The following is a 12,705-nucleotide window of genomic DNA, read 5'->3' as shown; positions in this document are numbered from 1 at the left end:
TTTTGGAGGCTTAACGTTCGGCTTTTATGCGTGAATTTAGCTATTTGTATCATCGTCACGTATGATAGCAACATCAACGATAGAAGATTAAAGCCATGCAGGCTAATAATGTGTATCGGTCAAAAGGCACTATCGCTGATTTGCTACGTTATATTTTATAATAACGGTTCATTTATTTTATTTGTATATTTCTAATATTGAGAGCTTGTCATGACAGATTCTGCTACGTCTCATTACCAGAATGACCTTATTCATCAAACAGAGACGGATTCTCAGGTACCTAATATAAATGCTGCACCGCTGGTGATAGCCATCGTTGCAGGTGAGGTATCTGGTGACAGTTTGGGTGCAGATTTTATGCAGCAGATGAACAACCTGCGTGATGATATCGTCTGGGTAGGTGTAGGCGGTACAAAAATGCAAGCGCAAGGATTGCAAAGTATTTTTCCATTAGAACGTCTAGCAGTGATGGGCTTGGTGGAAGTCATGGCACAGCTGCCAGATTTGCTGAAAGCGCGTCGCGAGCTATTGAGCGCATTTAAGAGGGCCAATATTGACTGGTTTATCGGCATTGATGCGCCTGATTTTAATCTACGAGTCTCTAAAAAGTTAAAACCAAAAGGCATCTTCTGTGTACAGTATGTGAGCCCTTCTATTTGGGCGTGGCGCGAGTCACGTATTCATAATATCAAAGCAGCGACCGACCTTGTGCTCTGCCTATTTCCGTTTGAGCTGCCAGTATATGAGCGCCATCATCATCCAGCGATATGTGTGGGTCATCCTTTATTACGCACCATTGATCAGGCATTGATAGAGACGCCCATCAATCAGAGGCGCAGTGAGTTGGTCTGGCACAACGATGGTTTGCAGCAGTTTTTTATCGAGCGGTTTGATGATGTCAGCCAGCTTATTTGTGTGATGCCAGGCTCTCGGCGCGGCGAGATAACGGCTATTTTACCTCTCATGCTGGATGGTATTCAAAAGCTCATATTGTTAGATCCAAAGCTGTGCTTTATCATTCCGACGGTCGATCAAAATCATCAATATATTGTCCAAGATGTCATTGACCAGCGCTCAGAGCAGCTGCGTGCCGCGATCGTTGTGGTCTATGATGACAGTCAACCAGCATTCAGTCAGCAGGCCATGGCTGCATCGGATATCGTGATGCTGGCGTCAGGTACGGCAACGTTAGAGGCGATGCTGCTTGAGCGTCCAATGGTGGTAGTGTATCAATTAAATCAGCTGACCTATCAGATCGCCAAGCGTCTGGTCAAAGTTCCTTATGTGGCGCTACCCAATATCCTAGCCGACACTGCCATCGTACCTGAGCTGATACAAGAGCAGGCGAGTGGCGATAATATCTGTCGTACCGTCATGCGTCTCTTGCAACCGCGTGCTTACGCAGAGCAATTGAAAGCGCTTGTCGCAACCAAACAGCTATTACAGCAGCAAAGCAATCATTACCCTGCTGATAGCGTAATTGAGCAATGGTTTGTGCGAGAAAAGACCAGCATAAATCATAAGGGATAATTGCTTATCATCTATCTTCACCACTCTAAGGCGTGTTTTCAATTCACTCGATAGTCATCTAAATGGGCTAAATCTTGCCAAACATTGTCAAATAGCTGGTTAATATCCCGATATTATCTGCGCTATTTTTCTTGTTTGACGACAATTTATCTCATTTTTATCACCATTTTTAAAATGAAGACACGCCCTAATCAATAAGACAGCAAAAAATCATGAGCATTCAGAACGAAGTTAAAGATCTTATTATTCCGATTGACAGAAAAATTCAACAGATTGATATAAAATCTCAGTACATTGATTTAGCTGCGCCCATCCACTTATCTGGCCAAGTCAATATTGCTAATCTGCTGACCAAATATGCAATAAATACCCAACAGCCCATAGAGCAATCAATGTTGCAAATTGGTGTTGATGAAGCAGGGCGTGGCCCACTGTTGGGTAGTGTCAATGTTGCCGCAGCAATACTGCCTATGACTTGGGCAGGACTGATTGAGGCGCAACCGTTAAAAGACACGCCTTTATCTATATTGACGGATTCTAAGCAGCTAAGCGAAAAAAAACGCGATATTCTTTATCCGTTGGTGCAGCAGCATGCCATAGGTTTCATCATCGCTGACATTCCAGCGGCAGTCATCGATCAGGTCAATATTTTACAAGCGACGATGCTCGGTATGCGCTTATGCACGGAAGTATTGTTGGAAACTATTGCCAAACATATGGCTATCTCTATGATGCAATTTGAGGTTTTGTTTGATGGTAATCGCTGCCCTGATATAGACTATGTGATGCTGGCCAAGTTAGGTATAGAAACCTCTAAGATTGACTGTCAAGCATGGGTAAAAGGAGACGCACGTCATACCAGCATTGCTGCAGCCAGTATATTGGCAAAAGTTAGCCGTGATACTGCCATGTATATGCTTGATACTGAGCATCCAGAGTATGGTATTGCCAAGCATAAAGGCTATCCGACCAAAGCGCATATGGAAGCGATTGAAAAATATGGTGTGTTGCCAGCGCATAGACGTAGCTTTGCACCAGTGCGAAAAGCGCTAGACAATTGATATTAATCAAGAATAGCAAGTTATTAAAATAGTCTAAGTGTAAAAGACTAATGGAATATAAAAATAGAAACTGCTTACTGTGCTAGTAAGTAGGCGGGTTTTTGATAAAATAACGAGCGAAAGTTTATAAATTGTAATACAATATATCTTCGTTAATATAAAATCCTTTTAAATCAATAACTAATATTTAATTCTGGGTTTTATTTTTGCTAGTAAGTTATATAAATATTACTATTTTATAGGATAAGAGATGACGGCTAATACTCCTCAAAAAAACCTTGCTGCAGTGCTGTTCTTGGCAGTGTTTTTAACGGCCTGTGGCGGTGGTAGCGACTCTGACAGCAGTGCTACGTCCAATGATTCACCAAGCCAATCACAAGAAGTCATTTCAGAACCAATAACTTCAGCACCAGTAACGGCGACGCCTGATGATCAGGACAATGAACCAACCAATAATGTCTCTGTCAATAAAAGCGACGAGCCTACTGAAAATAACGCGCAAGCAGCATTAAGTGCTAATAACCAATTTAGTCTCGCAAGAACCAGCTGTGGTCTAGGCGGTTTGTCTATGGATACTGCGCTTGACGACATTGCTATTCAGCATGCAAACTATATTAAATATGTATTTGCCAATAGCTCACCAACCAGTTTTAATGCACATGTTGAAAATAAAATAAGTGATATTGCTAGTGTGACAGGTAGCAATAATCCGTTTTTTGGTGGGCTAAGCTTTACTGATCGCTTATTGAATGCAAACTATCGTAATGCACAATATGGTGCTACTGAAAATATTGCTCAGTCTGACTATTACAGCTCAGCAGGTAATTTTTTGAGCGTAGATACAGTAGCTACCTCCATGGCCAAATCATTGTTAGCAGCACCTTATCATCTACGTTCTTTGATGCTTCCAACTTCAAGTTTGGTAGGCACGGGAATGGTTACTTATAAACCTAATGGTAAAAGTACAGCTAATAACCAAGGTTATGTCTTGGTCAGCCATGCTTCAGCGACACAAACGACCAAAGACAAATCAGTTTCAGGTATTTTTACCTATCCATGTCAGGGTATGACTGGAACAGTGACCGCACTATACAACGAGACACCAAACCCTGTTAAAGGTACTGGACGCAATTTGCGCACTGATCCTATCGGACAACCCGTTTATATTAGTATGCCGTCAGCTAAAAATATTAAGGTCAGTAACATCAATTTTAGAGATACGCAGCGCAACGCAGATATGCCGATTCAGTTAATTGATTTTGATAACGATCCGTATGCCAACACCAATTACGCGCTACCAGCGAACGAAGCTTTTATCTTACCGCTGACCGATGCACTAAAAAGCTGTGAAACCAAGCGCGCGGCAAATCAAAGCCAGCAATGTGGTCTTTATGGCAATACTAAGTATCAAGTGAGCTTTGATATTCTAGTCGATAATAAAACCTTACAAAATAAGTCATTTACTTTTACTACGGGTGAAGTGAATTACTAGTTAATCTGATTGACTGATATTGTAAAACAAGGGCTGAATCAGGTAACTGCTTCAACCCTTGTCATATAAAAAACCTGTAAGACTATTAAAAGGTACAAAAACCTAAAAATAATCTCTCTTAGAATGATGAGTTCGGCTGTTTTAAAAATACTTTTTCGTCACTAGTTGTTTCTCTACCTAGCGTTTTATTACGATGCGGATAACGACCAAACTGATCGATAACGTCTTTATGACGATGTTCAAAGTCTAAAGTAGTCGCGTCATTTAGTTGCTCAAACAATGTTAAATAGCGCTCATGGATAACGGCTGATTCAGAATGCATAAACGGTATAATCGTAAATCGACGCCACTCCATCGGTAACGTGTCAAAATGCGGCTGTTGAATGGCTTCTTGTGCTAATACCACTGCTATACTGTCTTGGGCAAAAGCGCACGCTTGCCCGCGGCATAGATTTCGTGAAAACTGATCTAAGACGATAATTTCTGCCAGACGTCCTGCCAAATTGGTCATTGAGCTATTCACATCATTTTGATTTTCAGACCATCGCCAAGGCGCACATTCACCTTGTTTTGCTGCTTGCCAGATTTTGCCAAACTTATCCTGAATACGCTGATCAAAATCATCATTTTTTGCAAACCAATACTGCTCATTATTTTTATCAAACCAAAAATCCAACACTGCACGTGCATTAGGGTCGAGATGGGTCAAATCAATATTTCTGGATTCAAGTTTGGATAAGTTGGTTTGGCTGGCAGCGCTGGAATAATCGGTTGATAGTGACATAAGATATTCTAATTATGATGGATTTAGTCTACTATAGCGCACTTAATTAGCGATGTCACAATGCTAAGAAAGCACAGTACTAAAAAACGCTCATACTACAAACAAGCATTGTTATCACAAGCTTTACTACCGCATATACAAGCCATTAGGTTGTCTCTTATGAACTCAACAAAAAACACCAAACCAGTTTCGATGCCAACTTCGATACCAACGCCTTATTATCTGCTCGATGAAGCAGCAATCGTTGCCAATATGCAGATAATTGCGCGACTTTGTGAGTTGTCTGGTGCAAAAGCGTTGTTGGCGCTCAAATGCTTTGCTACGTGGGGCGTGTTTGATGTCATGCAGCCCTATTTACATGGCACTACTTCGTCTTCGCTTAATGAAGTGCGCTTGGGCTATGAGACCTTTGGTAGCAACAACGACGGTAGCAGTGAAGAAAAGAAAGAAACCCATGCCTATAGCGTTGCCTATAGCGCAGATGAAATCGATGAAGTATTGAGCTATGCCGATAAGATTATCTTTAATTCAATCTCTCAGCTTAATGCGTTTAAAGACCAAGCTGGCGCAAAAAATATTCCAGTTGGACTACGTTTAAACCCAAAGACTAGCAACTCATCGTTTATCATCGCTGATCCTGCGCGTCCTTTTAGCCGTCTTGGTGAGCATGATAAAGATAAGATTGCAGCAGTGCTTGCTGACATCACTGGAGTCATGATTCATAACAATTGTGAAAATGACAGTTTTGAGGCCTTTAGTGACAGTTTGGCGGATATCGAAGACAGGTTTGGTGACGTTTTAGCACAGCTTGAGTGGGTCAGTTTGGGCGGTGGCATTCACTTTATCGCGCCTGATTATCCACTAGAAAAACTCGCCACGCGATTGAAAGATTTCAGTGAAAAATACGATGTGCAAGTCTATCTAGAACCAGGTGAGGCGAGCATTCATGGCGCTGGAGCATTGGTCACGACGGTCTTAGATACGATGCACAACGGAAAAAACCTAGCCGTTGTTGATGCTTCTATCGAAGCACATATGCTGGATTTGTTGATTTACCGTGAGTCAGCACCCATTGCGGCTATTAACGAAGCGTTGATTGATATTGTACCTGCCGATATGGCTAAAACAGTGGACATTTCAGACAACACTATTATTTATGGTCGTTCTTGCTTGGCAGGTGATATCTTTGGCGAGTATGCCTTACCTAACCATTTACAGGTAGGCGATAAGATTGCCTTTGGTAATGCGGCGGGCTATACCATGGTGAAGAAAAACTGGTTTAATGGTGTCAATATGCCAGCGATTGTTATTCGTCGTTTGGATGGCAGTATTGATGTGCAGCGTGAGTTTGATTATCAAGATTATAAGGCGAGTTTGTCTTAGTATTCGCCGTTCGATGATGCTTGAGCACAACCAGATTGTATCTTAACCATTAATTATTGCCGAAAAGCCTGCAAAAATTGTTATAATCGCCACGGGCAAAACCAGCTATTTTTGCCCGACGGGTGCGTGGGTTTTCCTCGGTCTTCCTTTTTAATTCACGCATATCATTCACTCGTTTCTGTTTTGACTGGCCATTTCTTAGGCGATGACAGGGACACAAAGGAGGATTGTTGCATTGAATACCAACCAACAAGCTAAGCCCAACAAAAAAGATGTACTCATCATCGGAGCAGGCGGTGTCGCTCAAGTAGTCGCGCATAAATGTGCGATGCATAATGATGTGCTCGGCGAGATTCATATTGCCTCTCGTACTCAAGATAAGTGTGATGCTATTGCGCAAAGTGTCAAAGACAAAGGTAGTTTTAAACAAGCAGCTATTTTGCACACGCATCAAGTTGATGCCATGGACAGCCCAGCACTTATACAGTTGATACAAAATACTGGTGTGCAAATCGTTATCAATGTCGGCTCGTCATTTATCAATATGACGGTGCTAGAAGCTTGTATTGAGACAGGTGTTGCTTATATTGATACCGCTATTCATGAAGACCCACGCAAGATTTGCGAGACACCGCCATGGTATAACAACTATGAATGGCAGCGTAAACAGCGCTGTGCGGACAACAATGTCACGGCGATTTTGGGTGCAGGCTTTGATCCCGGTATGGTCAATGCTTACGCGCGTCTTGGCTATGACATGATGGATAAAGGCTCGGTGACTGATATTGACATTATTGATATCAATGCTGGTAGCCATGGTAAGTATTTCGCTACCAATTTTGACCCTGAGATTAATTTCCGCGAATTTACCGGCACGGTCTATTCTTGGCAGGACAGCAAGTGGCAATCTAATAAAATGTTTGAAGTAAAGCGTACTGATGATCTGCCCGTCGTTGGTGTGCAAAATAGCTATCTAAGTGGTCATGATGAGGTGCACTCGTTGTCTGCTAATTTGGATGTGCCCAACATCCGCTTTTGGATGGGCTTTGGTGAGCACTATATTAATGTATTTACGGTATTACAAAGTTTAGGTCTGCTCTCTGAGCAGCCAGTAATGACCGCTGAAGGACAAGAAGTCATTCCGTTGAAAGTGGTCAAAGCAGTACTACCAGACCCAAGCTCGCTTGCGCCAAATTATACGGGCAAGACTTGCATCGGTGACAAAGTCAAAGGCACCATTAACGGCATCGATACTGAGGTGTTTATTTATAATATCTCAGATCATGAAGACGCTTATAATGAAGTCGGTAGCCAAGGTATTTCTTATACCGCAGGTGTGCCACCCGTCGCTGCCGCGATGCTGGTCGCGACTGGCGAATGGGACGCTGGCAAGATGGTTAATATCGAAGAGCTAGATGCTAAGCCGTTTATTAACCTACTCAATAAGATTGGTTTGCCAACACGTATTAAAGATAGCGAAGGCGATAGAGCACTAGCGTTCGATATTTAATACGTTATTTGCATTCAAAAAAAGCCTATTTAACTTCTCAGTCAGAGAGTTAGACGGGCTTTTTTGTGTGGTCTGTGTCGTTTAAATAGAGATGTGTCTAAAATTGATATCAGCAATGCGTGATGTATCGATATGACTTTTCACTGACTATATTTAATGAATGTCTCATGATTGGGAAGGTTATCATTATTGGTATGGTGATTTGCCTATTTGATGTGTTAATTGGTAGCCACGCTTAATAATCATTATCATGGAGTATCTAACAGGCACAAAAAAGCTGAGACATGCTCAGCTTTTTTAATGCTTTCTTGATAGATATTTAAGACCTATTGTCTAGGCTCAATGCTTTCTTGAGAATTTAATCATTTTCAAGGAAAGAGCGCAAGTGCTCAGAGCGTGAAGGATGACGCAATTTACGTAGTGCTTTTGCCTCGATCTGACGAATACGCTCACGCGTCACATCAAACTGCTTACCGACTTCTTCCAGCGTATGATCCGTTGGCATATCGATACCGAAACGCATTTTTAGCACACGCGCTTCACGTTCAGTCAAGTTACCCAATACATCACGGGTAGCTTCACGTAGACCAGCAGACGTCGCATCATCGACAGGACTTGAGATAGTACCATCTTCGATGAAATCACCTAAATGCGAGTCTTCATCGTCACCGATTGGTGTCTCCATAGAGATAGGTTCTTTAGCGATTTTTAGTACTTTACGGACTTTGACTTCGTCCATCTCTAAGCGTTCGCCTAATTCCTCAGGCGTTGGCTCGCGTCCCATTTCTTGTAGTAGCTGACGTGAGACACGGTTGATTTTGTTAATAGTCTCAATCATATGCACAGGGATACGAATGGTACGCGCCTGATCTGCGATAGAGCGGGTAATCGCCTGACGAATCCACCAAGTGGCGTAGGTCGAGAACTTATAACCACGACGGTATTCAAATTTATCGACCGCTTTCATCAGACCAATATTACCTTCTTGGATAAGATCCAAGAACTGTAGACCACGGTTTGTGTATTTCTTAGCAATAGAAATAACCAGACGTAGGTTGGCTTCTACCATTTCTTTCTTAGCACGGCGAGCTTTTGCTTCACCAACAGCCATACGGCGTGCGACATCTTTCATGTCGTGGATTTTCATGTCGAGCTGCTGCTCGTAATCCCGAATTTTGCGCTGTAATAAAATCACGTCATCGGTGACTTTTTCTAGCGTGCCAGCAAATGCAGGCTTACCTTTGATACGCTCAATGAGCCAATCAACGTTGGTTTCGTTACTAGGGAAGGTCTTGCGGAACTCATCACGCGGCATACGACCACGGCGAATCACCAAACGCATGATTTGACGTTCTTGCTTACGCACATCGTCATACACGTCATGCATAATAGCCATGACTTGATCTGACAAGCGGTTGTTTAGCTTTAGCATCATAAAGCGCTCAGCAAGTAGAGCATACGCTGTGTCAGCCTGTACGCTACCACGGCCATAATCGAGCAAGGCTTGCTTGGCTTTGATAAATAGATTTTCGATCTCTTCTAGACGTAGGCGTACTTCTTCTGGATCGATACCGCCAGTTTCTTCTTCCTCTTCCTCAGCGTCGTCAATATCATCAGAGTCGTCGTCATCGAGATCCTCTTTAGCATTGGCTTTTGGCTTGACTGGTGGTGGGTTTTCTTTTTCTTCTTTGATGCGTTCTCTTTCTTCTTTTGCCGCCTCTTTGGCTTCTTGTGCGGCTATTTTGTCTTCTTCAGTTTCAGGATCCAAAAAGCCAGTAATAACATCAGAGAGCTTTTTGTCACCATCTTGTACTTTTTGATATTCATCAAGGACGAATTGTACTGTACCAGGCCAATAAGACATGGCATGCTGCACGTCACGAATACCTTCTTCGATACGCTTGGCAATAACAATCTCGCCCTCACGGGTTAGCAAATCGACCGTACCCATTTCACGCATATACATACGCACAGGGTCGGTGGTACGACCTGGATCGGTTTCAACTGCGGCTAATACAGCGGCGGCTTCGTCTGCTGCCGACTCATCATCACTCGAATCATCGTTCATCAAGATGTCATCGGCATCAGGTGCAGATTCAAAGATTTTAATACCAACGTCGGTCAGCATTTGCACAATATCTTCGATCTGATCGCTTTCGGTAATAGAGTCGGGCAGTTGGTCATTCACCTCAGCATAGGTTAAATACCCTTGCTCTTTACCCATTTGGATTAAGGTGGCCAGTTGAGATGTGGACTTAGAAACTGACTTATCGTTCATAAATACTCGCTTACTTGCATCGGACATTTTTATATTGTGACGCGCTATCGCTGGCTGGGTGCGTTGATCTTATCAATCGATTGATCAAAATGTGGCGTAGAGGTTGTCAATAATATCAAAAATGAGTGGATATGAATAAAGGCTCAAAACACTACAATAACAGGGCTAAAAAACCACTAAAAAACTGTTAAAAATATATCAAAAATAATAACTGCTAAAAATAATACTTAAAATTCGTGCTTAACGATGCATGCTTATCATTATTTCGTAAGCCATGCCATAAATAGTTAGCGACACAGTTTAACACAGACCAGTGTAATCAAGCACGAGGTAGTGAATGCTCTCTACCATTTTTTACTATCTGCTTAACGATAAAGAAACGGTCTGAGCGACTGACCATAATCATTATTAGTGGGGTCAATCATCATACTTTTAAAGGGCTGGCATTTTATAAAACATAAATAACACCAAATATTAAGACTGAACCGTGACCATCTGCGCTGATTGTTCGGCTTGCTGTGCACGTAGCCAATCATTTAATAACTGTGACTGCTTACGAACTATCGCTAGCTTAATGTGGTCAGGGTTTTTGATCAGCTCTTGCATCTTTTTTTGCAAATGTAACTTAAGCAATTGCATGACTAAATTTTCGACCAATTCATCGAGGCTTAAAATATTTCTTGCCGTTAACGTTTTATAAAACCCACCCCAACTACGGCTGAGTGTCTCTTGAGTCATCGGCTGTACGTTAGATAATATAAAGTGTGCTGCTGCGTTAGCATCTGTTGGTAGATATGTTAGGCAACGCTTGATCGTACTGACAATATCCAACAGGTCGGTATCTTGCAGGTCTTCCCAAGCAAGTGGACGAAGGGTATCGCTCGCAGCTTTCTGTTTGATATGCGCAGGCAGCTGTAAGTCACTGATACCTGCTTGTTGCCAAATCGATTCAATAGGGTCTTCGAGTAAGGCGCGCGGTTGGAATAAAAAGCACAGCTGCAACTGCTGGCTGATGGTCATGTCACCATCAAAATCGAGCAGGGCGTCTTTCGCTTCGATGTTTTGACTGCGTTTGCCACCAAGCTTTTGATAAATGTCATTATTCAGCAGGTAACGAAAGCTACTGCCTTTGGGAAGCGCCATGGTTAATGAGCGTACCTGTGACATCAGCTTGGCTTTGCCTTCTACCAAGGTCAAATCGTAACGTTCGCTTAAGTAGGCAAAAATATACTGTGACAGCGGCATGGCATTTTTGATTTGCTCCCGCATGGCGTCACCGCCCTGACTTTTGATAAAAGTATCAGGGTCATGATTGTTCGGTAAGGTCAAAAACCGCAGCTCTTTATCATCAGCCAGTACAGGCAGAGCAACTTCTAGCGTGCGCCAAGCGGCTTTTTGTCCAGCACTATCACCATCAAAACTCAATGTGAGGGTTGGGTTGAGGGTTAATAGCCGTGATATTTGGCTCTCATTAATCGCTGTACCCATAGAAGCAATTGCGCCATAGATACCGGCTTGGTAAAGGGCAATCACATCCATATAACCTTCGACCACTAACCAGCTGTCTGCGCGCTGCTGGCGAGATTCATAATAGCCATACAGTACGTGCTGCTTATGAAAAACGGGCGAGTCGGAGGAGTTAATGTATTTAGGCTTCACTTCATCATCGAGCGCGCGACCACCAAAGCCAATGGTGCGGCCTTGATTGTCTCGAATTGGAAAAATCACCCGATCACGTAGTAGATCATAATCGCGTCCGGACTCCGATTGGCGAACCAGACCTAGAGCTTTGAGTCCTTCAATGTCCTGCGGAAACTGATGCTCAAGATGCTGCCAACCAAATGGCGCATAGCCTAGACCGAAAGTCTCAAAGATGTCTTCCGTGATACCACGCGATAAAAAGTAATGTTTGGCATGCGGGTGGGTCGTCAGACTGTGCTGATAAAACTGCTGAATTTGCTCTAACAGATCGTATAGGTTGCCGTCTTTATCAGAGACACTATTATCACTAGGTAAGCCTGCACCAACATTGGTATCGGTCAACCATGCAGGTGGAGCACTATTATCAGCTGTGTCTTGATAGTCGGTGGGATAAGAATCTGTTGGGTAAGGCGCTGAATCGTAAGCGTCTAACGGTGGATAACCATCATAGCTGTCTCCATAGCTATTGTCATAACTGGTGTCATGGATACTGCTGTCATTATAAGTAGGCTGGTCTGCATAATTTTTCTGCTGATAATCAGGCGCTATGCTTGATGGTAATTGCTCATCGGCAGCTGGCTGAAATTTAACGGTTTCAGCTGGCGCACGCGTGGTAGGTTTTATAGCAGGTTGTTTTTTGGTGCGCTGATAACTGACGTTTTGCTGCTCTTCTTTTGGGACTTCAATACCGGTTTGTTTTGATAGTTCATTGACCGCTTCAATAAAAGTGAGGTTCTCATAATCACGTAAAAAACTGATGGCATTGCCGCCGACACTACAGCCAAAGCAGTGGTAGATGTTTTTTTGTGGATTGACATAAAAAGAAGGCGATTTTTCACCATGAAAAGGGCAGCAGCCCTTAAACTCACTTCCAGCACGTTTAAGCGTCGTGTGACGCCCAATAATACTGATTAAGTCAGCTTGGCTATTTAATTGTTCGAGAATGTGGTTTGGAATGCTCATAAG

At 42.9% G+C, this 12,705-nt stretch carries 8 protein-coding genes; 5 read left to right on the top strand and 3 right to left on the bottom strand.

Annotated features, from left to right (window positions below; genetic code table 11):
* Positions 1-210: 210 nt before the first annotated feature.
* From lpxB to ACTQ9T_RS12410, 3 genes are all read left to right on the top strand, one after another.
* On the top strand, positions 211-1,530 hold the full coding sequence (lpxB, locus tag ACTQ9T_RS12420) for a lipid-A-disaccharide synthase (RefSeq protein ID WP_440465267.1): 1,320 nt from the start codon (positions 211-213) through the stop codon (positions 1,528-1,530).
* 212 nt (positions 1,531-1,742) lie between these two features.
* Positions 1,743-2,591, top strand: coding sequence for a ribonuclease HII (locus ACTQ9T_RS12415; RefSeq protein ID WP_440465266.1), 849 nt, complete (start codon positions 1,743-1,745; stop codon positions 2,589-2,591).
* A 250-nt stretch (positions 2,592-2,841) separates the two neighbouring features.
* On the top strand, positions 2,842-4,083 hold the full coding sequence (locus ACTQ9T_RS12410; RefSeq protein ID WP_440465265.1) for a CAP domain-containing protein: 1,242 nt from the start codon (positions 2,842-2,844) through the stop codon (positions 4,081-4,083).
* A gap of 118 nt (positions 4,084-4,201) precedes the next feature.
* Here ACTQ9T_RS12410 and ACTQ9T_RS12405 read toward each other — a convergent pair whose 3' ends face one another.
* The gene (locus ACTQ9T_RS12405) at positions 4,202-4,867 is read right to left on the bottom strand and encodes a DUF924 family protein (protein ID WP_440465264.1); all 666 of its coding nucleotides are present in this window, start codon (positions 4,865-4,867) and stop codon (positions 4,202-4,204) included.
* 159 nt (positions 4,868-5,026) lie between these two features.
* On the opposite strand from ACTQ9T_RS12405, the gene ACTQ9T_RS12400 reads away from it, so the two are divergent.
* Together ACTQ9T_RS12400 and ACTQ9T_RS12395 are read left to right on the top strand one after the other, a co-directional pair.
* On the top strand, positions 5,027-6,250 hold the full coding sequence (locus tag ACTQ9T_RS12400) for a carboxynorspermidine decarboxylase (protein WP_440465263.1): 1,224 nt from the start codon (positions 5,027-5,029) through the stop codon (positions 6,248-6,250).
* A gap of 235 nt (positions 6,251-6,485) precedes the next feature.
* Complete coding sequence (locus ACTQ9T_RS12395) at positions 6,486-7,760, top strand: saccharopine dehydrogenase family protein (RefSeq protein WP_210540653.1); 1,275 nt, start codon at positions 6,486-6,488, stop codon at positions 7,758-7,760.
* Positions 7,761-8,118: 358 nt separating this feature from the next.
* Here the strand turns inward: ACTQ9T_RS12395 and rpoD are convergent, their stop codons facing one another.
* Complete coding sequence (rpoD, locus tag ACTQ9T_RS12390; protein WP_413190330.1) at positions 8,119-10,038, bottom strand: RNA polymerase sigma factor RpoD; 1,920 nt, start codon at positions 10,036-10,038, stop codon at positions 8,119-8,121.
* 474 nt (positions 10,039-10,512) lie between these two features.
* Positions 10,513-12,702 carry a DNA primase gene (locus ACTQ9T_RS12385; protein ID WP_440465262.1) on the bottom strand — a complete coding sequence of 730 codons (2,190 nt, stop codon included), beginning with the start codon at positions 12,700-12,702 and terminating at the stop codon, positions 10,513-10,515.
* Positions 12,703-12,705: the final 3 nt, after the last annotated feature.

This window comes from Psychrobacter sp. ASPA161_6, assembly GCF_051970285.1.
GTDB lineage: Bacteria > Pseudomonadota > Gammaproteobacteria > Pseudomonadales > Moraxellaceae > Psychrobacter > Psychrobacter glaciei.
The sequence above is the reverse complement of the archived record's forward strand: the minus strand, read 5'-3'. Positions and strand labels throughout refer to the sequence as shown.